21 protein-coding genes, 1 pseudogene and 1 other annotated feature are annotated in these 21,823 nt (G+C 47.8%); of the genes and pseudogenes, 9 read left to right on the top strand and 13 right to left on the bottom strand.

Features of this window, described 5'->3' with window-relative positions; genetic code table 11:
• Positions 1-29: 29 nt before the first annotated feature.
• The 7 genes and pseudogenes from der to I8U23_RS01290 form a co-directional block, all read right to left on the bottom strand.
• Positions 30-1,343: a ribosome biogenesis GTPase Der gene (der, locus tag I8U23_RS01320; RefSeq protein ID WP_037995291.1), complete on the bottom strand. Its 1,314-nt coding sequence runs from the start codon at positions 1,341-1,343 to the stop codon at positions 30-32.
• A gap of 107 nt (positions 1,344-1,450) precedes the next feature.
• A complete protein-coding gene (locus tag I8U23_RS01315; protein WP_131470933.1) occupies positions 1,451-2,068 on the bottom strand; it encodes a hypothetical protein in 618 nt (205 codons plus the stop codon).
• A 98-nt stretch (positions 2,069-2,166) separates the two neighbouring features.
• Entirely contained in the window at positions 2,167-3,324 is a 1,158-nt protein-coding gene (gene rpsA, locus I8U23_RS01310) for a 30S ribosomal protein S1 (RefSeq protein WP_049719989.1), read from the bottom strand.
• Between the two features lie 108 nt (positions 3,325-3,432).
• Positions 3,433-4,023: a lysophospholipid acyltransferase family protein gene (locus I8U23_RS01305; RefSeq protein WP_037995299.1), complete on the bottom strand. Its 591-nt coding sequence runs from the start codon at positions 4,021-4,023 to the stop codon at positions 3,433-3,435.
• A gap of 3 nt (positions 4,024-4,026) precedes the next feature.
• A complete protein-coding gene (cmk, locus tag I8U23_RS01300; RefSeq protein WP_049719988.1) occupies positions 4,027-4,695 on the bottom strand; it encodes a (d)CMP kinase in 669 nt (222 codons plus the stop codon).
• A gap of 307 nt (positions 4,696-5,002) precedes the next feature.
• Positions 5,003-6,349 carry a germination protein YpeB gene (gene ypeB / locus I8U23_RS01295; protein WP_049719987.1) on the bottom strand — a complete coding sequence of 449 codons (1,347 nt, stop codon included), beginning with the start codon at positions 6,347-6,349 and terminating at the stop codon, positions 5,003-5,005.
• 15 nt (positions 6,350-6,364) lie between these two features.
• A pseudogene (locus I8U23_RS01290) lies at positions 6,365-6,727 on the bottom strand (cell wall hydrolase); the annotation flags it as partial.
• 503 nt (positions 6,728-7,230) lie between these two features.
• Between I8U23_RS01290 and I8U23_RS01285 the strand changes: the two are divergent.
• The gene (locus tag I8U23_RS01285) at positions 7,231-8,205 is read left to right on the top strand and encodes an asparaginase (protein ID WP_049719986.1); all 975 of its coding nucleotides are present in this window, start codon (positions 7,231-7,233) and stop codon (positions 8,203-8,205) included.
• 71 nt (positions 8,206-8,276) lie between these two features.
• On the opposite strand, the gene I8U23_RS01280 is transcribed toward I8U23_RS01285, so the two are convergent.
• Both I8U23_RS01280 and I8U23_RS01275 read right to left on the bottom strand, forming a co-directional pair.
• On the bottom strand, positions 8,277-9,248 hold the full coding sequence (locus I8U23_RS01280; RefSeq protein ID WP_049719985.1) for a YpdA family putative bacillithiol disulfide reductase: 972 nt from the start codon (positions 9,246-9,248) through the stop codon (positions 8,277-8,279).
• A 71-nt stretch (positions 9,249-9,319) separates the two neighbouring features.
• The gene (locus I8U23_RS01275) at positions 9,320-10,600 is read right to left on the bottom strand and encodes a Glu/Leu/Phe/Val family dehydrogenase (protein ID WP_198050623.1); all 1,281 of its coding nucleotides are present in this window, start codon (positions 10,598-10,600) and stop codon (positions 9,320-9,322) included.
• Between the two features lie 134 nt (positions 10,601-10,734).
• On the opposite strand from I8U23_RS01275, the gene I8U23_RS01270 reads away from it, so the two are divergent.
• The gene (locus I8U23_RS01270; RefSeq protein ID WP_049719983.1) at positions 10,735-11,415 is read left to right on the top strand and encodes a PIG-L deacetylase family protein; all 681 of its coding nucleotides are present in this window, start codon (positions 10,735-10,737) and stop codon (positions 11,413-11,415) included.
• Positions 11,416-11,451: 36 nt separating this feature from the next.
• On the opposite strand, the gene I8U23_RS01265 is transcribed toward I8U23_RS01270, so the two are convergent.
• Together I8U23_RS01265 and I8U23_RS01260 are read right to left on the bottom strand one after the other, a co-directional pair.
• Positions 11,452-12,042 (bottom strand): genetic competence negative regulator, encoded by a 591-nt coding sequence (locus tag I8U23_RS01265; RefSeq protein WP_037997674.1) that lies wholly within the window; start codon positions 12,040-12,042, stop codon positions 11,452-11,454.
• Positions 12,043-12,202: 160 nt separating this feature from the next.
• Positions 12,203-12,787 (bottom strand): CPBP family intramembrane glutamic endopeptidase, encoded by a 585-nt coding sequence (locus I8U23_RS01260; RefSeq protein ID WP_049719982.1) that lies wholly within the window; start codon positions 12,785-12,787, stop codon positions 12,203-12,205.
• 110 nt (positions 12,788-12,897) lie between these two features.
• On the opposite strand from I8U23_RS01260, the gene I8U23_RS01255 reads away from it, so the two are divergent.
• Positions 12,898-13,107: a ferredoxin gene (locus tag I8U23_RS01255; RefSeq protein ID WP_037997672.1), complete on the top strand. Its 210-nt coding sequence runs from the start codon at positions 12,898-12,900 to the stop codon at positions 13,105-13,107.
• 38 nt (positions 13,108-13,145) lie between these two features.
• On the opposite strand, the gene I8U23_RS01250 is transcribed toward I8U23_RS01255, so the two are convergent.
• Positions 13,146-13,472, bottom strand: a complete 327-nt coding sequence (locus I8U23_RS01250; protein WP_037997669.1) for a rhodanese-like domain-containing protein — start codon at positions 13,470-13,472, stop codon at positions 13,146-13,148.
• 114 nt (positions 13,473-13,586) lie between these two features.
• On the opposite strand from I8U23_RS01250, the gene I8U23_RS01245 reads away from it, so the two are divergent.
• The 3 genes from I8U23_RS01245 (at position 13,587) to I8U23_RS01235 (ending at position 15,699) form a co-directional block, all read left to right on the top strand.
• Positions 13,587-14,081, top strand: coding sequence for an inorganic diphosphatase (locus I8U23_RS01245; protein WP_037997666.1), 495 nt, complete (start codon positions 13,587-13,589; stop codon positions 14,079-14,081).
• Between the two features lie 119 nt (positions 14,082-14,200).
• Positions 14,201-14,599, top strand: a complete 399-nt coding sequence (locus I8U23_RS01240) for a GntR family transcriptional regulator (protein ID WP_037997663.1) — start codon at positions 14,201-14,203, stop codon at positions 14,597-14,599.
• Positions 14,596-15,699, top strand: a complete 1,104-nt coding sequence (locus tag I8U23_RS01235; RefSeq protein ID WP_037997661.1) for a DUF1648 domain-containing protein — start codon at positions 14,596-14,598, stop codon at positions 15,697-15,699. Before I8U23_RS01240 ends, I8U23_RS01235 begins: the two co-directional genes overlap by 4 nt.
• A gap of 34 nt (positions 15,700-15,733) precedes the next feature.
• Here the strand turns inward: I8U23_RS01235 and I8U23_RS01230 are convergent, their stop codons facing one another.
• Positions 15,734-17,869: an ATP-dependent helicase gene (locus I8U23_RS01230; protein WP_049719980.1), complete on the bottom strand. Its 2,136-nt coding sequence runs from the start codon at positions 17,867-17,869 to the stop codon at positions 15,734-15,736.
• 150 nt (positions 17,870-18,019) lie between these two features.
• Positions 18,020-18,248, top strand: a binding site (T-box leader).
• Positions 18,249-18,317: 69 nt separating this feature from the next.
• On the opposite strand from I8U23_RS01230, the gene I8U23_RS01225 reads away from it, so the two are divergent.
• From I8U23_RS01225 to I8U23_RS01215, 3 genes are read left to right on the top strand one after another with little or no spacing between them, the layout of a single operon-like run.
• On the top strand, positions 18,318-19,475 hold the full coding sequence (locus I8U23_RS01225; protein WP_037997655.1) for a pyridoxal-phosphate-dependent aminotransferase family protein: 1,158 nt from the start codon (positions 18,318-18,320) through the stop codon (positions 19,473-19,475).
• On the top strand, positions 19,468-21,048 hold the full coding sequence (serA, locus tag I8U23_RS01220) for a phosphoglycerate dehydrogenase (RefSeq protein WP_198050622.1): 1,581 nt from the start codon (positions 19,468-19,470) through the stop codon (positions 21,046-21,048). The genes I8U23_RS01225 and serA overlap by 8 nt, the downstream gene beginning before the upstream one ends.
• A 42-nt stretch (positions 21,049-21,090) precedes the next feature.
• Positions 21,091-21,786, top strand: a complete 696-nt coding sequence (locus I8U23_RS01215; RefSeq protein ID WP_037997551.1) for an SDR family oxidoreductase — start codon at positions 21,091-21,093, stop codon at positions 21,784-21,786.
• Positions 21,787-21,823 lie beyond the last annotated feature (37 nt).

The raw sequence follows: 21,823 nt of genomic DNA, 5'->3' as shown, positions 1-21,823 counted from the left end.
ATTCTCCTCTCTCTCCCTGCTTGTGATTATCAACTTTTCTTTCTTAATTTTATTTTAAGAGGCGTGCCATGGAAAGGAAATGCCTGTCGCAATTGATTTTCCAAATATCGGAGATAACTGAAATGAGCGATCTCCGGATCGTTGACGAAAAACACAATTGTCGGCGGTTTCACGGCGACCTGCGTAATGTAGTGAACCCGGAAGCGGCGTCCCCTGTCGGAAGGAGGCGGTGTCGTCGCCATCGCATCTTGAATCACTTGGTTTAATACGGATGTGGGGATGCGCATCGCATGCTGTTCCGCCACTTCGCCCACGGTTGGCAAAATCTTTTGAATCCGTTTGCCTGTTTTGGCAGAAACAAATAAGATGGGGGCATAGTGCATAAACTGGAATGAATCACGAATTTTTTGCTCAAATTTATGCATTGTTTTTTCGTCTTTCTCAACCGCATCCCACTTGTTGACGATGAAAATGGCCGCTCTTCCCGCTTCATGTGCAAACCCGGCGATTTTTTTATCCTGTTCCGCTATCCCCCGTTCGCCATCAATGACAATCAGACAGACATCGGAACGCTCAATCGCCCGCATCGCCCGGATGACACTGTATTTCTCCACGGACTCATAAACTTTTCCGCGTTTGCGGATCCCCGCGGTATCAATCAGCACATACGACTGCCCGTCATACTCAAAAGGCGTGTCCACCGCATCGCGGGTGGTTCCGGCTTCCGGGCTCACTATCACCCGCTCTTCCCCCAAAATCGCATTGACGAGGGATGATTTCCCTACATTGGGCCGGCCGATGAGCGCTACCCGGATCGTGTCCTCGTCATACTCTTCTTCTTCTTTGTCCGGAAAAAGAGAAACAACGGTATCCAGCATGTCCCCGGTACCCGTGCCATGAATCGAAGAGACCGGGATCACATGTTCAAATCCCAACCGGTAAAACTCGTACACGCCTTCAATATGTTTGACATCATCAATTTTATTCACCATCAAAACAACCGGCTTTTTGGACCGGTGCAACCAACGGGAAACTTCTTCATCCGTTGCGGTGATTCCTTGCCGGCCGTCCGTGACGAAAATAATCACATCGGCTTCTTCAATCGCCAGTTCGGCCTGATTTCGAATATGTTTAAGGATCCCGTCTTTTTCATCAAATTCTATTCCGCCTGTATCAATCAAATGAAACTCGCGACCATTCCATTCCGTGCGGGAGTAAATCCGGTCACGGGTGATTCCCGGCTGATCTTCCACAATCGCAATCCGCTCTCCCGCCAAGCGGTTGAAAATGGTCGATTTGCCCACATTGGGCCTTCCAACGATCGCAACAACAGGTAAACTCATACAAAATCCTCGCTTTTCCATTTTCCAATCATTATATTAAGACATACCTAATCTTATCGATAAATATTTTTTAAGGCAAGCTCTTCTCATCCGGTTTTGATGTTCTTTCAAAGCTTTGGCAGAGACAGGCGTTTTTTGGATATTCGTGAACGAAAATGCTTTTCCAAAATATGAGCGACCAAAATGCCGGTCAAAGACAGCCATAACACATCCATAAAAACATCAGACCCCAAAACGACCGGGGCGAATCCATCCTGATGAAAATAAAGAATCCAAATATACAAGGTCATCAAACTCATGCCCGCAAACCAGATCCGCTCCGGGAGACGGGGAGAAATCAAAAGCGAAAACAGGATTACTCCCAAAAACAACATGATTCGAAAAGGTGGATAAGTCCAGTCGGCATGGGCATGGAGCCATTCATGCCCTAAAAGGAACAAGGTGCCTGCACAAAAGGAACTGCTGAGTAAAGTCATGAGGATATCCGGTGAAAATTTGCTGACGAAATAAATAAATATAAGAAGAAAAGCAATCCATGCGGGATGGATATACAAATACTCATGAACCATCCAAGGTTGACATAAACTGAACAAAGACAAGGTCCACAACACCCATTGGATGTTGGTGCGGGTCGATTCAAACGCTTCCATCCAATGTGACAACCATCCGGTGCCATATAAAATCAACAAGCTCCACGAACAAAGGAAGGCCGCAATCCTGTTCACCTTCTTTCTAAATCTTTTTATATATTTTTTGTATAAAAAACTTTTCTTAAGCATACAAAAACCAGCCAACTTTTGGCTGGTTTAAACATCCTGTGTTTTTATTTTAAGTTGCGCAATTCCGGATAAACATCACCCAAGGTCACATTCAAACCGGAGGATTGTTGCAATTTGTTCTCTTCTTTTTCTTTTACTTCTTTTTTCGGTTCTTTCGGTTCCACTTCTTTCATGCTTAAGCTGATCCGTTTTTGATCCGGAAGGATATCGAGCACTTTAACTTCCACTTCTTGTCCTTCTTCCAAAACCTCCGCCGGTGTTTCCACATGACGGTGGGAGATTTGGGAAACATGAACCAATCCTTCCACTCCCGGGTAAACTTCAACAAACGCACCAAACGAGACGAGGCGTTTCACTTTTCCTTTCACAATGTCCCCGGCGCTGATTTCTTTGGCCACCTTTTCCCAAGGGCTTTCCAGGGTTTCTTTGATGCTGAGGCTGATTCTTTCTTCTTCCTGGTTGACTTTCAGGACTTTCACCTGCACCTTGTCGCCTTCCTTCAACACATCGGCCGGATGCTCCACGCGGTGCCAGGCGATTTCGGATACATGAACCAGACCGTCCACACCGCCAATATCCACAAATGCCCCGAAGTCGGTTAAACGTTGTACGGTTCCTTCCAGCACTTGTCCTTCTTCCAGCTGGCTCAAGCGTTCTTTTTTGCGACGCTCTTGTTCTTCTTCCAATACGGCCTTGTGTGATAAAATCAGCTTGTTTTTCTCAGGATCCAATTCCACCACTTTTAATGTCAGTTCACGACCTTTGTAATCGGAGAAGTCTTCGACAAAGTGTTGTTCAACATGCGAAGCCGGGATAAAACCGCGAACGCCCACATCCACAACCAAGCCGCCTTTGACAATGTCATGAACTTTTGCCGTCAGCGTTTCGCCTGTTTCAAATTTTTGTTGCAACTCTGCCCACGCTTTTTCGGCATCGACTTCCTTTTTGGAGACAATCAATTTTCCTTCGTCTTCTTTAATGCGAAGCACTTTGACCGTGACTTCGTCTCCTTCCGACAAGACATCGGAAACTTTATCCACATGCAAACTAGACAATTCGGAAATGGGTAAAATGGATTCGAATTTATAACCTGTATCAACCAATGCTTGATTGTCTTCCACTTTCACGACTTTGCCTGTTACAACGTCGCCCACTTCTAAATTTTGAACTTCAGCCAACCCAGATTTCATCTCTTCTGCCATCACGAGCCCTCCTCATCATTGCCAGACGCAATCAAAACTATTTTTTATAAAAGAAAGATCAGATTTGAAAAGGTGAGCCTCTGAGTTTCCTCACCTTTTCGATGATCTTCATTCCCTGTTTTCATTTTGCATCGAACGGATTTCTTCCATCACCCGTTCCGTCAATTGTTTCGCCGTTTTCATGTTTGCTTTTTCCTGTAAATACGGCGTGATGTCAATGGGGGGACCATAGGTGATCTTGACCGGACGAAACAACCGGTAAGGTCCGGTGATGTTGACCGGCACAATAGGTGCTTTCCCCTTCAGGGCAACCAATGCGGCACCCACATGAAAATCCAACAGCTCCCCTGATTTGGAGCGGGTCCCCTCCGGAAAAATCCCCACGACTTTTCCGTCTTTAAGGAGTTGAATGGCTGTTTTCAACGATTTCAAATCCCCGGCTCCGCGCTTGACGGGAAAAGCCCCGAAACGGTGGATCAAACCACTCAGAACCGGAATGCGAAACAACTCCTCCTTGGCCATAAAATAAACCTGACGCGTCGTGGTGATCCCCACTAAAGGCGGATCCAAATTACTGATATGATTGGAACATAAGACCACAGGACCCTCTTTGGGAATATGCCCTTCCCCCTCAGACTTGAAGGGATAGAGCAAAGCCATCAAAAATCGAACAATGGCACGTGAAACACGGTATAACATATCTTACTCCTCATCGTTTAATTTGTTACGACAAAGTTGAAGGATCTTTTCGACAACTTCCGAAACCGGGCAATCCGTCGTATCCACCAACACCGCATCCTCTGCCTTTTTTAACGGGGCGATTTCCCTCATGCGGTCGTTTTCATCGCGTTTCGCCAGTTCCGCTTTCATTTGTTCGAAATCCACTTCGATCCCTTTTGCTTTCATCTCCCGGTATCGACGCATGGCCCTTTCTTCAATGGACGCCGTCAAAAACACTTTTACATCGGCATGCGGCAACACATGCGATCCGATATCCCGTCCGTCCATCACAACACTCCGGCCTTCGGCGATCCGTTGTTGGATGTTTACCAGGATGCGGCGAACCCCGGGCATTTTTGCAATGTTTGACGCAAGTTGCGACACTTCGGAAGTGCGAAGTTCATCTTTTAAGGGCTGTCCGTCGACACAGATTCCATCCGGATGCAGATCGATTTGAACCGATTCCGCAAGCTGAGTCATCGCTTCCTCATCTTCCGGATCAATCTGGTTCTGAAGCGCTTTCCATGCAATTGCCCGATACATGGCTCCTGTATCCACATAAGTTATTCCAAGGCGCTTTGCCACTTGGCGCGCCACTGTGCTTTTTCCGGCACCTGCCGGACCGTCAATTGCCACTGAAATCCTACTCATTGATTCTGTTAATCCTCCCTGAAAGTCGGGATGAAAATGATAAGAGCAGGCGTAGCCTGCTCGATTGGAAATACTTTATTCGATTCAAGTAAATTCCTCTCGACAAACTAAAACGCAACTGCTACCTGATCATATCAACTATGTATTTCCTTTTTAAGTAAAAACATGAAATTCGAGCGAATGACATCGCGCATCACGATAAAGGAAACCTGTTAAAAGAATAACATAATTTAGTCATAGTTGCAATGAAAACAATTAAATGAGCCGATCTTATTATATCGGCCCATTTAAAAGTTTAAACAAAAAATTAAATCTGATCGGCGTCTGCTTTTTCAATCCGCTCCACGTACTCTTCCTCGCCGGTTTTGGCATTTAAGAAGACGCGATACTGATTGTCTTTGATGGTACCCAAAAACTCATGGCACAATACCGGCTGCCCGTTTTGGTTATAAATCACCGCAAGCCCGTTCTTCTGCACTTTCAAATACGGACTCAGTTTTTTCCTGGCCTCTTCCACCGTCAATTCCGGTTTGGTATCGACCACTTTGAATTGATTAAACACATATTCATCAGCCTGCAGCCCCATGATTTCCCCGTTATCCAACGCCACTTTGACGGCGAGGGTTTGCGGATAAATCATCACTCCGTTCAGCCGGCGGACAAACGTATATGACAAAATGTTGGCCGTTTCATCGTAGGCAACCGGTTCCATGTCCGGATAACCGATCCGTTCCAAAAACTGTTCCGCTTTTCTCAGCGCTTGCTCAGAAGAAATTTGTTTCTTTTTCACCGGCCGGTCAAACACCATCCATACCAGATGGCCTCCTTTGGTGGTCATTTCCGTGTAAACATCGGTGTTACCGGCTCCCTTGTAACGGACACTGTATGTCTCAAAATCTCCGTTTTTGTTTTTCGCCACTTCCATGCCTTTGGTTGTTTTTTTGCCAAAGGCTTTTGCGACAATTTCCCTTGCTTCTTGCGGTGTGATCTTCTTGCCGGAAATTTGATTGGCACGCTCTCTTTCCCGTACTTCCATATTATTCACAGCGGGTCCCCAATCCACTTCCGGGAACTCTTTCACTTTCTGATTCACCAACTTAAAGCCGTCAATAATGGTGCTGTCCATTTTCTTGTCTTCAGTGGCGATCGCCAGTTCGACATCCATCCAGCGCAAGTTGTTGTCCAATACCTTATGTTGCACATTTTGCAACTCATGGGTGATATTTTTGGATTGATTATAAAGTTCTTGCAGTGTGTTCCATTCTTTTTCACTCAAAGGCTCCTTGTTAAAATCGCGAATTCCGACTTGGTAGGCAAAACGCCCTACTTTTGCCAAATATTTTTCAGCCTGGTCAAAAGGAACCAACGTGAGCGGCAATTGTCCGATATCGTTTTGTGCCGCATAGGCCAGTCTCCACACATTGGTCATTGAGGTTGCCAACTGCTTGGGGGATTTCATTGCCAGCGACTTTCCCAATTCCCCGTGCAGACGGTCCAAATTCTCGTTCAAATCATGGAAAGCCCGTTGATAGGAGTTTTCCGCTTTAATCAAAACGGCATTTTTGTCTTGATATTCCTGGTATCCCCAGGCTGCTGTCCCCACCAGGGCCACCAAGGTAATCGGAAACAAAATGGCCGCCACTCTTTTGTACATGAGATCACATCCCCTTTAATCACAGAAAATATGTTTTCCGATTTTCTTTTTTTGCGGACGGGACCAGATCCATTTGGAGGTGGCTGTTTCCGGATTGAAATAATAAACCGCCCCTTCCGCCGGATCCCATCCGTTTATGGCATCCATCACCGCTTTGCGGGCTGTTTCATCCGGTTCCATCCAAATCTGTCCATCCGCCACGGCGGTAAAAGCCCCCGGTTGAAAAATGATCCCGGAGACGGTATCGGGAAAACTTTCACTTTCCAAGCGGTTTAAAATAACCGCGGCGATGGCGACCTGTCCAATATAGGGCTCGCCACGCGCTTCACCGTAAACCGCCTGGCTCAACAGCCGGATTTCATTTTCACTGAATCCTCCACTCGATTTTCCGGCATTTGCCGCATGAACCTGTCCCCGGTCTGCAGAAACCGTACAAACCATCATCAGGATCAGACAAAACCAAACGCTGATCGACACAAACCTTTTCACCGTTTCTTCCTCCGTTTTTCATTTCTTCCAGTAGTTTGAACGGCCAGCCGGTGATTTATGCAATAAGAAAAGAGAGCCATTCGAGCTCTCTTTTTTCAACCGGTTCTTTATTTGTCATCCAATGAGGTATAATCAATTTCAAAATCCGAATCATTATCGCACAAGCATTTCTTAAAGCCTGTCTGCACTTGCCCCTTTTTCATCCTGCCTTTTAAAATAAACCGTTCGCCACATTGATTGCATTGGATTCTGACCATGTATCTTTCGTTTTCCTTCATTCTTTCACCATCCAAACCACTTGATAATCCTATTATTGACAGGGAATACTGGATTCCATACGATAGATTTGGTGTAAGCCGCAAACACGGACGGATGGAAAGGATGTGAACCGCTTGGATCAAAAAGTGGTTGTGATCACAACCGGAGGAACCATCGCCATGTCTCAATCCGATGAGACCGAAGGCGTCAAACCGGAAGATCCGACAGCATTACAGGACACACTGCCGTTATTGAACAAATATGCAAAAGTGGAAATGGACCATTTCCTGAACCTGCCCAGCCCCCATATCACGCCGGCCATCATGGCTCAAATCGCCGGGCGGGCCAAACACTTCCTGGATCAAAATAACGTGGCGGGGGTCGTCATCACCCACGGAACGGATACCCTGGAAGAAACCGCATACTTCTTGAGTTTGGTCCTTCCCCAAGATAAGCCGGTTGTCATCACGGGTGCCATGCGAAGCCAAAACGAACTGGGTGCCGACGGCCCGTACAATTTGGTCAACGCCGTTCGCGTCGCCTCTGACGAAACAGCCAAAGGCATGGGAACCCTTGTGGTGTTTAATGATGAAATTCATTCCCCCAAAACGGTGACCAAAACGCACACAAGCAATGTTGCAACTTTTCAATCCCCGGGATTGGGCCCTCTTGGCATGATCACAAAAAAAGAAATTTTGTTCCAACGGCAAGCGATCAGTGAAAAACAACTGCCGTTAAAACCCCCGGCGCATCAAGTCGCTCTCATCAAGGCGGTCTCCGGAATGGACAGCTCCTTGATCGAGTGGTCGATTCACCAGGAAATGGACGGGCTGGTCATCGAAGCATTGGGACAAGGCAACCTTCCTCCCATGATGTTACCCGGAATCCGAAAAGCACTTTCCCGCAACATGCCGGTCGTGCTGGTTTCCCGGTGCTTTAACGGAGTGGTGCTCGACACTTATGAATACGAAGGGGGCGGAAAACAATTAAAAGAGATGGGGCTTTTGTTCTGCAACGGGATCAACGGGCCCAAAGCACGGATCAAACTGATGCTGGCCCTTCAACAAACAACCGATCTCAAAGAACTGGAGCCTTACTTTCAAATGTAAAAAAGGCCACATCGTGGTTTCAAAAGGAAAGCGGAGGGGCCTCCCTCCTGAAACCACCACACATGCCTTCATTACGCTTTGAATTTCTTCTTCAAATCCTCGGCAATAAACCGTCCGTGGTGTCTTCCGTTTTCAATAAAGATTTTGGTGGAATCATGACCGGTTGTGACCACCCCGGCCAGATAAAATCCGGGCACCGTTGATTCCATCGCTTCGGATAAAACGGGAACACCGGTTTTCGGATTCACTTCCCCTCCCAATCTTTTCAAAAATGTGAGATCGGGCCGGTATCCGGTCATCGCAAACACCACATCAGCCGGAATGGCCATTTTCTCCCCGTTTTTTCGAATCACCACGGAATTTGGCAAAATTTCTTCCACTTCCGATTCCCAAAACATCTCTATGCGTTTCTTTTCAATCGCAGTTTCAATCACCGGGCGCACCCAGGCTTTCACACTGCCGTGAAAAGCTCTTTTGCGGTAAACCATGGTCACCTTGGCTCCGGTATAGTAAAGCTCCAAGGCCACATCAATGGCTGAATTGCGGCCTCCGATGACAACCGCTTTTTGGTCGGCATAGGGATGGGCATCATGAAAATAATGATGGACATGCGGCAACTCTTCACCCGGTATTCCCATCCGCTGGGGATTATCATAATAGCCTGTTGCCAGCACCACCGCTTTCGCCTCGTAACGATGTTGTTCCTCTCTTTTTCGGGTTCGGACCACAAATGCATCCCCGTTCTTTTCAATGTCCAAAACTTCTTCATAAGTACGGATATTTAACTGAAAATATCTGGCCACGGTCCGGTAATAAGCCAACGCCTCGGCGCGGGTCGGTTTTTCATTTATAGTGGTAAAAGGAATTCCCCCGATTTCCAGATTGTCAGCGGAACTGAAAAAAGTCATGGATAACGGATAATGATAAATGGAATTCACCAGACACCCCTTTTCGATGATAAGCGGATCAAATCCTTCCTTCTTCAGTTCAATGCCGGCAGAAATTCCGCAGGGTCCGGCTCCGACAATAATAACATCTGCCAAGTGAACCACCTCCAAAATACATGCAAAAGAAGAACACCCCGCAAAGGGTGTTCTCCAAGTCTTTTATTATACTATACCCAGCCACGAAAACGCGATGCTTCCGCCATATTTCTCACGCCGACCATATAAGCGGCCAAACGCATATCCACATTTCGTGTTTGAGCCGTGCGATATACATTCTCAAACGCTTTCACCATGATTTTTTCCAATTTTTCCTCGACTTCTTCTTCCGTCCAATAATAGCCCTGGTTGTTTTGCACCCATTCAAAATAAGAAACCGTCACACCGCCGGCACTGGCAAGCACATCCGGCACCAACAAAACTCCGCGATCATTCAGGATTTTGGTCGCTTCCAAGGTCGTCGGACCGTTGGCGGCTTCCACCACGATATCCGCCTTGATCCGTTGTGCATTTTTGGCGGTGATTTGATTTCCGACCGCGGCAGGCACCAGGATGTCACAATCCAGCTCCAGCAATTCCTGGTTGGTTATCGTGTCTTTGAACAGATTGGTCACGGTGCCAAATGAATCGCGGCGATCCAGGAGATATTCAATATCCAATCCGTCCGGATCATAAAGGGCTCCATAAGCATCGGAAATCCCGATCACCGTGGCACCGGAATCATGCATGAATTTGGCCAAATAACTGCCCGCATTTCCAAATCCCTGAATCACAACCCGTGCATTTTTGAGATCAATGTTCCGCTTTTTCGCCGCTTCGCGGATCATCAAAGTCACGCCTTTGGCCGTCGCTGTTTCCCGTCCGCGTGAACCACCGAGCACCAACGGCTTTCCGGTAATAAATCCGGGAGAATCAAATTCACGAATCCGGCTATATTCATCCATCATCCATGCCATGATTTGCGAGTTGGTGTAAACATCCGGAGCCGGAATGTCTTTGGTGGGACCCACAATCTGACTGATCGCCCTCACGTAGCCGCGGGACAAACGTTCCAATTCCCGAAATGACATATTGCGCGGATCGCAAACCACGCCGCCTTTACCGCCGCCATAAGGAAGGTCGACAATCCCTGCTTTTAAACTCATCCAAATTGACAACGCTTTCACTTCTGTTTCAGTGACATTCGGATGGAAACGGACGCCGCCTTTGGTCGGTCCGACCGAATCATTATGTTGTGCCCGGTATGCAGTGAAAACCTTGACGGACCCGTCGTCCATCCTCACGGGAATCCTAACCGTCAAAACCCTTAACGGCTCTTTCAACAATTCATAAACCGCTTCTGAATAACCTAATTTTTCTAAAGCTTCTTTGATCACGGTTTGCGTGGAAACAAGAACATCCATGTTTTCTTTATCTTCTTGATGACTTTCTGCAACTGATTGTTGTGCCATCCTGACCACCTCAGAAAAAATACTACTTTTCATTCCCTTTAAACATATCTAAGTATACAATATTCCTCAGAAGAACTAAACTCAAAAAACAAGCGCCCTACACCACTACGTTAAACAAAGAAAGGAAAATCATCATGTGTCAAAAAATATTGTACGTATTTGCCCATCCCGATGATGAAACCTTCAGTTGCGGGGGAACCATTTGTCACTTTCATCAATTGGGATACGAACAGATTCTTTTTTGCGCCACCCGTGGCGAAGCCGGCAAAACCGGCAACCCTCCCCTGTGCACGCAGGAAGAGCTGGGGGATGTCCGGACACAGGAACTGAAAAATGCGCTGTCCATTTTGGGAATGGACCGGTTGATCCTTAAAAATTACGGTGACGGACGTTTGGCCGGGCAGCCTTTTTCGACCATCGTCGATGAACTGTGTTCCGTGATGAATGAGATTCGCCCCGATCGGATTATCACCTTCCCACCGTCCGGAATTTCCGGACATCCGGATCATAAAATCATCCAAAAAGCAACACTTACAGCTGTGCAAAATATTTCTTTCCCAACCAAACTTTACTATATTGTCATACCAGAATCAATTGGCCATTTTTATTCCTCTCCCGTTTCCTTTGTACCGGACGAGCATGTAACCGAAAAAGTGGATGTAAGCCCTTACCATCAACAAATCGCCAAAGCACTGGCCGCGCATAAAACCCAGCATCTGTCCGTCGAACGCGTCTTTCCGGGGGTCCTTTCAGGCAAAACCGGCCAGCTGCGAAAATTTGAGCATTTCCAATTGGTTGTGGATAAAACATCATGAAAAGCGCACCCGCCTGAAAACGGGTGCGCATCTATGTCATCCAAAATAATGGGATATTTGTTGAACCGCATGATCTTCACAAACCACTTTCCCGTATTCCTGCAAATAAGGAATGGTACACGTGGACATTTCCCCGAATTCGGACAAGATGGCCACCAAGGTTCCCAAATCATCCGATTGCATCTCTTGCCCGAAAAGGAGATAGTAACGATTTTGAAAAGCGTAAACCTGTCCTCCTTGGGTAAGATGTTTCACGCGATGGGCGGCCTGCACCAAATTTTCAAAGTCATGGAAACAGAAAACCAGGTCCTTTGTTTCCTCCATCGTCACTTCCAGTTCATAGATTTCCGGATCTTGGCTGATTTCCTCCGCCATATCGCCCGGAGCCTGACCACGGGTGACGACAACCACCATCCCCTGTGCAGGCAATGCAAACACTTCCACAGCCACGGGTCCGGTCACTTCAAATCCTAACTCCTGATAGGCATGTTCCATCATGTCATTAAATAACTCGTGTACTTTGGGGATATCCCGCCAAATATCCTCTTTTTCGATCCCGCGATCAGCCAAATCATCCAAAGTGAGGAAAAAGCGGATTTTATCTCCCCCAAGCCGTTCGACACGCATGGCCTACCCTCCCTCGCTGGAGACCTTCCCCTATACCTTATGTGAAAAAAAAGATCATGTGACGGGGCAAAGTCTCCTTTTTCTATATTCATCATACACAATCAACAACTCTCTTGCCTAGATCAGCATATAAAATAATTAAAACATCTTGAAGTGGCTGTCAAGTTTTGAGCTTCCTTCCTCCTTTTGCCCTGTAACGGATGAACAATCCCGAAACAAAGTCGATCAGCCCGTGCGCAATCACGGCGGGAGTGATGTTGCCGAAACATTCCGTTAACCAACCGAGCCCCGCACTGATTGCAAAAACAGCGGCCACCAGCAACCATTTTTTCAAATACCGCGTATGCAAGAGCACAAACACAACACTGGTCATCCAGATCCCCAGCCATTCCTGGAGAACTCCCCGGAAAAACATCTCTTCCGAGACCGCCGCGACCACCGCAATCACAAGAACATGCACCACGGAGCGATTTTCAAACAGCAGTTGATTCAAGCCCCCGTCGTCCAGCCAGCTTTTGGGGACGCAGGCCATGAGCACGGCGTCGATGGACAGAATCAATCCTCCTGCACCGATTCCCCACAACCACATATGTATATCATGAAAGGAGAATAAATGCTCCAGTGATTTCTCTTGCCACCATAAAGCGACGGCACTGATTGCAAATAACAGTAACTGGGTAATATAAAAGGCGAACAGCACTTGCTTCGCCGCAGGTGATGAATCCTTGGAAGCGTGTTCCCTCATGGTCATCCCTCTCAATCCGCTTCTTGCAATTCCAACCAATTCGTTCTAAAATGAGGGTTGGTAGTGGACTTAGCTCATTGGTATTTATTCACGGGAGGAGATTTGTACTTATGCGCACTTGGGTAGATAAAGATACTTGTATTGCTTGTGGTGCTTGCGGAGCAACGGCTCCCGACGTGTATGACTATGACGAAGACGGCATTGCTTATGTGATTCTTGATGACAACACCGGAACCGCTGATGTTCCTGAAGAACTTTGGGAAGATGTCCGCGACGCTCAAGAAGGCTGCCCCACGGACTCCATCAAAGTCGAGGAATAATGCCCACAAGCTACCCGGTTTTTTTCCGGGTAGCTTTTTCATTTTTCAAATTCCTCCAAATACAACCGGACGCGTTGAATTCCCCCTTCAACATTCACCACATCGGAAAACCCTTGTTGGAGCAAATATTGCGCGGCATAGAAGCTGCGGACGCCATGGGCGCATATCACATAAATTTTTTGCTGCTTATTCAGTGCATGAATTTGCTGATGCAATGTCCCCAACGGCATTAACTTCGAGTCTTCCAAATGATAATCATGCCATTCTTCAGGTTCGCGCACATCAATGATCACCATTTCATCCTTCTGTGGCTTTTGGCTTTGAACCTTTTTCGCAAACTCTTTTGCAGAAATTTCACTTATCATATTTACTCCCCTTTTTTATGATTGTAGCATACCCGGGGTGCCTTCTTTATTGCGAATCTGTAAAAAAACGTCTACAATGATGGTTAGGTTATACATACCAAAGGAGGAACAAAGATGTCCAATCCACTCGTAGTTGATGCATTCATTGAAATTCCGACCGGAAGCCAAAACAAATACGAATACGATAAAGAACTTGGCGTATTCCGACTGGACCGGGTTCTTTACTCTCCCATGCATTATCCGACCGAATACGGTTATCTTGAAAACACCCTGGCGGAAGACGGGGATCCGTTGGATATTTTGGTCCTGACTTCGTTCCCGACCTTCCCGGGTTGCGTGATTTCCAGCCGGGTGATTGGCGTGTTGCTGATGTCGGATGACAAAGGACCGGATGAAAAATTATTGGCCGTTCCGGTTGACGATCCCCGTTTTGACAAAGTCAACTCCTTGGAAGACGTGGCTCCCCATGTGTTGAAAGAGATCGAACACTTCTTCCAGGTTTACAAAGACCTCGAAAACAAAGAGACCAAGATCGAAGGTTGGAAAGATGCCGACTTTGCGGCTCAACTTTATGAAGAATGTCAAAAACGGTATCAAGAAAATAAATAACGCTTATTGAAAAAGCACCTGAAAGGATCAGGTGCTTTTTTTGTGCCTCCTGTTGCCCGTTCAATTTGTTTGTTATATTATATATATAACATATAGAATAAACGGAAGGTGGTGGAAAGGTGCAAATTTTTTTGGACTTTGAATCAGATGAACCGATTTATTTGCAGTTAAAGCATCAAATCATCGCCGGGATCGCCAAAAAAGAATTAAAACCGGGCGACCGCCTTCCTTCGGTAAGAGCCCTGGCTGCTGACATCGGAATCAACCTGCACACGGTCAATAAAGCTTACCAACAGTTAAAACAGGAAGGCTTCATCTTGATTCACAGACAAAAGGGCGTGGTCGTTCATCCGGAAGGGGTTCCGGAAGCGGATGAAGCATACCGGACAAAACTGGAACAAGCCCTTTCTCCCCTGATCGCCGAATCCGTGTGCCGCGGAATCGGGGAAAAGGAATTTCAACAGCTTTGCAGACGCTTGTTTCAAAAATTCACCGACAGGGAAGGTGACAACCCGTGAGTACAAGTGTGTTACTGATGTGCCTCATCATGATTCCCGTATTGATTTCCCTTTGTTTCATTCCCTATTGGACCAGACGGACAGAAAGTTTTGGCGTCTCCATCCCGGAAAAAGCTTATCATCTTCCGGAACTTAAAAAGATGCGCAAGCAATACGCCTGGATCATGGCCGGTATCGGATTGGCCGTCCTTGCCATGTTTGTTCCGGGATCCATGGTATTAAACGACGAGGAATCGCTCGGCCTTTGGTTTGTTTTTCTTCTTCTTTTTTATCTGGCTGCCCACTTTCTGGCTTACTTAATCTTTCACCGAAAAATGAAAGCATTGAAACAACAGGCCGATTGGGGAAAAGAGAAAAAACAGATGGTGGTCGTGGATACCAGCTTTCGCCAAGAAAAGCTGACTTACTCCCATTTATGGTTTTTGATTCCCTTTTCCCTGACGCTGGCCACTTTGATCTTTTTAATCCATTTTTATGAACGGATCCCGGAAAAGATCCCCATGCAATATGACTTTAACGGAAAGGTAACCCGCTATGCGGAAAAATCTTACCGGACGGTTCTCTTTCCACCGGTGATGCAAGTCTATTTAACCCTGTTGTTTTTATGGATCAACATCATGATCGGCAAAGCCAAACAACAAATCAGCGCGGAAAACCCGGGAAAATCCATCCGGCAAAATGTGATTTTCCGGCGCAGATGGTCCCTTTTCACCATCCTTTCCGGAACCGCTGTGGTTTCGATGTTCTCTCTGTCATCCTTTTCATGGATTCACCCGGTTTCCGCGGGACCGGTGACTGCCGTTTCACTTGTCATTACCATCGGAATTTTGATCGCCGCACTTCTCATATCCTTTACAACGGGACAAGGAGGAAGCCGGGTCAAAGCGGTTTCCGGCAAAAACGGGGACATGATCAACCGGGATGATGACCAATACTGGAAGCTCGGACAGTTTTACTTTAATAAAAACGATCCGGCAATTTTTGTGGAAAAACGCTTCGGGATCGGCTGGACCAATAATTGGGCTCATCCGCTTTCCTGGATCTTCATCCTTCTTGTCATCGGTCTTGCGTTTGCCATTACCTATTTTTTTGGAAATTGACAAAAGGTCAGGGAACCTGTGTCCCTGACCTTTTTCATGCCTGCCGGATCAATCCCAACTGCCGGGATAATTCATAGTGCAAGGATTGCCGCTCGCCTTGAAACCGCACCAGAATTTTTCTGCCGGGAGCCACCCCTTCAATGGGAACAACATCTTCAATGACCCCGGTTCCGAACCGGGTATGGTGAATCTGCATGCCGATGGTGATTTCTTCATGGATAAATCGCATTTGCGGTTGTTTTTTCAGATCGGACAGTTTTACAGGGGAAGCGGATTCCGGCTTCTTTTCCGTTCCCCCTTGTGCCCTCCGGTTTTCCCCGGTGATTCCGATGTCTTTTAAAAACGGGGAAGGAGCGGTTCTTTTCCCCTGCCTGGTTTTGGTCGAAGACAAAATCAGTTCTTTTCGCGCACGGGTCATTCCCACATACAACAAGCGCCGTTCTTCTTCCCAAGCGGCACTTTTCCGTTCCTCCGCCACCTGAAGGCTCCGGTGATGCGGAAGGGTTTGCGCCTGTAAACCGATAATGAAAACCCGGTCAAACTCCAGCCCTTTGGATCGGTGAAGCGTCATCAACTTGATTTTGGCCGTGTCGGGATTGCTACGTTTCAACGCTTCTTCCACTTTTTCCGCATGCGCGAGCATCTCCGTGAGATCAGAAAAACTTTCCGCGGCGACCATCAGTTCATCCAACGGTTCGATCAACTGCTCGAGATCCGCCCCCGTTTCCTTCGCAAATGCTTCCAAATACCGGTCATATCCCGTTTGAAACCGCAAATGCCGGATCGCTTCAACCGGTGAGCATGCCTGAATTTCGCGCAGATCTTTTCCCAGCTTGTCCAAATGGCGGACCTGATACGGTTCCAGTCCCGGCAACGCCGGTAATGTATCCACCAGCGACCGCCCGCTTTTTTTGGACAGGAACCAGCATGCATCGATCCATTCTTCTTGAAACAAGTAACGTTTGGGTTTGTTGATGATGCGGATCAAGGCATCCAGATCATCCGGATCATTGACAAGACGAAAATAAGAAAACAGATCTTGGATCTGCCACCGGCGGTAAAAAGAAAATTCCCCTGACATATAAAAAGAGATGCCCTTTCGTACCAACGCATCGACCAAAGCGCGTGCCTGAGTGGCGGTTCGAAACAATACCGCCGTGTCGGTGCCGTCCTGGATCCGGAAAAGAATCCGTTCAGCTTCTTCATTCTCGTCTTCCGGCTCCATCCATTCCACGTCCGCTCCGTCCTTCCCCAGTCCATGCCGGACTTTGGCCTGTCTGAAGCGGTTTTTTTGGATCAAACGTTCACTGGCTTGAATGATCGGATCGGCGGACCGGTAGTTGGTGGTCAAGATCAATCGCTTCAAATCGGGAAAATCTTTTTTTAATTGCAGCATGATTTCCGGATCGCTTCCCCGGAATCCATAAATGGATTGATCATCGTCCCCGACGGCATACAACAGGCGGTGCCTGGAAGCCAACCGGACCAGAATATCGTATTGAATCCGGTTGATATCCTGAAACTCATCCACCAATATATGTATCAACCGTTCTTGCCACCGCGCAAGAAACTCCGGTTTTTTCACCTGATGGTACATCGCCAGCAAAATATCATCATAATCCCAATAATCCTGCTCCCGTTTCCATGCTTCGTATAAAGAATAAATTTCCCGAAACAAGATGTTTTTTTGCTTTTGGACTTTCATTCTGGCCGGAAGAATGGCATGCGCTTTACATAATCCGATTTGCTGAAGATAAGTGCCGATCGTGTCATCATCGGTGGGCTGGTTCAGTTGGGACAAGATGTTGCGGATGGCTTCTTTTTGCCTGCCGTCTTTCAACAAGGGAGGAATTCTCATGCCGCTATCCTTTAACATCAAAAGAAACAAAGAATGAAACGTTCCGATCCACAGTTTGTCCGTTTCCACGGGATTCACTTCCTGTAAACGGCTTTTCATCTCTCGTGCCGCTGCCCGGGTGAACGTCACCACCATGATCTGTCCGGGCGGTGTTCCCTGTTCCATCAAATATAAGATTCTTCTTGTCAGCACCGTCGTTTTTCCGCTCCCCGGCCCGGCAAACACCACGGTCGGCTGGCAGGGTACCGTTACGGCCTCTTGTTGTTTGTCATTCAATCCGGACAAAATGTATTTCGTTCCGCTGATCCCCACCGCTTCTCCTCCTTTCCTCCGGATCGCCATCGACACAACTGAATAATTCAATGTTAACACAAACCTTTTTTTCTATGCCTCAACATTTTTCTTCTTTACGGGTTGACAGTACTTCCCCGCCATGTTACATTATTTATCAAAATTCAGATGATTAAAGCGATGAAGGAGCCAAGCATCAGCCGGCAAACTCTCAGAGAGCCGATGTTTGCTGCGAATCGGCAGTTTGCCCGATGTGGAGCACTCCTGAGCGGTCTGCTGAAAGAATGAGTAGGCAGATCCGGATGATCCGTTACATCATGAGTCCTTTTCGGACTTGATGAGGCAATTGGTGCGAACCAATTGCGAACGAGGGTGGCACCACGGACCTTACGTCCCTCACCTGTTGCCACAGGTGTGGGGATGTAAGGTTTTTTTTATTGACTTTCACCTTGGATAGGAGGAGATCTTCATGCCATTGAAAGACAAATATCATCTTCGCATTCCCGGTCCGACACCCGTTCCGCCTCAAGTCCAGCGCGCCATGACACAGCCGGTGATCGGGCACCGGAGCCGCCTGGCTTCCCAATTGATTCATGAATGTTCCGAGCGGCTGAAACCCATCTTCGGGACCGGACAGCAACCACTCATTGTGGCAGGCAGCGGAACTTCGGCTTTGGAAGCGGCTGTCGTCAACACCTTATCCCCCGGGGATGAAGCCATTGTCGTGGTCACCGGTGCATTCGGCGACCGCTTTGCCAAAATCGTCGAAAAATACGAGATCGATTTGCATCGCTTGGATATTCCCTGGGGAAAAGCATGCGAACCGGAGCAACTGGCTGACTTCTTAAAGAAACATCCCGGCGCCAAAAGCGTCTTTCTGACTTATTGCGAAACATCCACCGGCGTTTTAAATCCCGTTCCGGAACTGGCCCGAACCGTCCGGCAACATTCCGATGCCTTGGTGATCGTTGACGGCGTCAGCTGTGTCGGGGCGGTTCCCTGCCAAATGGATGATTGGGGAGTCGACATCATGGTGACCGGTTCCCAAAAAGCACTGATGCTGCCTCCGGGGCTTGCTTTTCTTGCCGTGAGCGAGCGCGCATGGCAAGTGATTGCCGGCAACCGGCAACCCCGTTTTTACTTGGATCTGGAAGCGTATCGCCGGAAACTGGAACAGGAGGACACCACTCCTTTCACCGCAGCCGTCTCCCTATTATACGGTTTGAAAGAGTCTTTGTCCCTTTTGGAAGAAGAAGGATTTGAAAATGTATGCTCCCGGCATGAACGTCTCAAAAACATTACCCGCGCCGGCATCCGGGCTTCCGGCCTAACCTTGATGGCCGATGATCGCCACGCTTCCCCGACTGTCACCTCCATCGATGCGTCGCAAGAGAAGTGGGATGTGGAAGCGTTCCGAAAAAAATTGCAAAGCCACGGTTTTTATGTTGCCGGCGGACAACAACACCTGAAGGGGAAAATCTTCCGAATCGGGCACATGGGTTACTGTGACGAGTGGGATATCCTGACGGTTCTTGCTGCCGTTGAAGTCACTCTTTCGCAAATGGGACAACCCGTTGAACCGGGAATGGCCACCAAAGCAGCACAAGAGGTGATGATGAATGTTTAAAGTATTGATCACCGATCCGATCAGCGACCAAGGGATTGAAAAATTACAACAATCCCCGGATATTCAAGTAATCCAAAAATCAAAATTATCTCGAGAAGAACTGCTTACAGCCATCGAAGATGCCGATGCCCTTTTGGTTCGCAGCCAAACCAAAGTAACCGCCGAAGTCATCGATAAAGCCCGGCGTTTGAAAGTGATCGCACGTGCCGGGGTCGGTGTGGACAACATCGATGTCCATGCCGCCACACAAAAAGGAATCATAGTGGTCAACGCTCCGGATGGCAATACGATATCCACCGCTGAACATACGTTTGCCATGTTGTTGTCATTGGCCCGCAATATTCCGCAAGCGTACCATTCCCTGCTGCAAGGCAAATGGTTGCGCAAAAAGTATGTGGGAACGGAATTGAACGGAAAAACCCTCAGCATCATCGGACTCGGACGGATCGGATCGGAACTTGCCAAACGCGCCAAAGCATTCCGGATGAACGTGATCGCATACGATCCTTACCTGTCCAAAGACCGGGCTGAAAAATTGGGCGTCACCAAAGCCAGGTTGGAAGAAGCGATCGAAAAAGGCGATTTCATCACGGTACACACGCCGTTGACCAAAGAAACCAAACACTTGATCAATCATGACATGTTTTCCAAAATGAAAGATGGTGTCCGGATCTTAAACTGTGCCCGGGGCGGGATCATCGATGAGGAAGCCCTGTACCAGGCCATTTTGGACGGAAAAGTGGCCGGAGCCGCACTGGATGTGTTTGAGTCGGAACCGCCCGAGGATCATCCGCTTCTTTCCCTGCCTCAGGTGATCGCGACTCCGCATCTGGGAGCCTCCACCGTCGAAGCCCAAGAAAATGTGGCACTGGACGTTGCGGAAGAAGTGCTTCACATCCTGCGTGGGGAACCCTTTAAAAACGCCGTCAACCTGCCATCCGTCCCCGCCGAACTGAGACAAAAACTGCTTCCGTATCAAGAATTGGCCGAAAAGCTGGGAAAATTCGTCTCCCAGATCAGCAACGGCGCCCTGTCGCAAATCACCATCACCTATGGGGGGGAAGTGGCTGAACTGGATGTTTCCCCAGTGACCCGCACGGTATTAAAAGGAGTGCTTTCCCATTACTTATCCAATGTAAATGATGTCAATGCCCCCCATCTCGCAAAAAAACGCGGCGTTCAAATCGTGGAACAAAAAACGATGGCAAGCCATGGTTTCACGCAATATATCCGGGTTGAAGTGCATACCTCCAAAGAAATCCGCAGTGTGGCGGGAACCCTGTTAAACGGCTTTGGGCCCCGCATTACCAAGGTGGACGATTATCCGGTGGATGTCACCCCCAAAGGGCATCTCCTGTTTATTCAGCACCAGGATTTGCCCGGGGTCATCGGACGGGTTGGAACGTTGCTTGGAAGCGAAGATGTCAACATTGCAACCATGCAAGTGGGGCGGCTGGGAATCGGCGGCCAAGCCATCATGATTCTTCGAATTGACAAACCGCTGACCAAAAACCTGATTGATTTGATTCTGCAAATCGATAACATTCAATCTTTGCATGAAATTGATTTATAATAGAGATTCAGAATCAATGTGTCAGGATTGGAGGAAAACGGTATGGAAGCGGAGCAAAAAATCGCCATTGTGACAGGTGCAAGCAAAGGATTGGGCGCTGCCATCGCCCGACGCCTGGCCAAAGAAAACATCAAAGTTATTGCCACGGCCCGCAGCACCGAAAAACTGAATGAATTGGCCGGGGAGTTCCAAGGCACCATCGATCCCGTCGCTTGCGATGTCACAGATTCCCGCCAAGTCAAAAAAGTCATGGATGATACTATCGAAAAGTACGGCCGGCTGGATATCCTGATCAACAACGCCGGTCTCGGATATTTTTCGCCCGTGGAAGAATTAAGTGAAGAAGAATGGGACGAAATGATGAATGTCAATTTGAAGGGCGCTTTTCTTCATTGTAAATATGCCATTCCCCATTTGAAAAAGACCGAAGGGCACATTGTCAATATTTCCAGCATCGCCGGAACCGAGGCATTTGCTTCCGGAGCCGGATATTGCGCATCCAAATTCGGATTGATGGCATTGACCGATGCACTGACGCTCGAATTAAAACCTCATCAAGTCAAAGTATCGGCTCTTTGCCCGGGGTCGATCAAAACCAACTTTAACAACTACAAAGAATACGCCATGGAAGCGGAACAAGTGGCCGAAGCGGTATGGACCATTGTTTCAGCACCCAAAGGGGTGATTTACAATCAGATTTTGATGCGCCCCTTGGTTCCCAAAGCGTTCCAAAAGTAACTTCCTTCCCATAAAAAAAGCACGGATCCTTAAGATC

It is taken from the genome of Thermoactinomyces sp. CICC 10735, from assembly GCF_016055175.1.
GTDB lineage: Bacteria > Bacillota > Bacilli > Thermoactinomycetales > Thermoactinomycetaceae > Thermoactinomyces > Thermoactinomyces vulgaris.
Note: the sequence above shows the minus strand (reverse complement) of the source record. Positions and strands in the feature narration are given on the sequence as shown.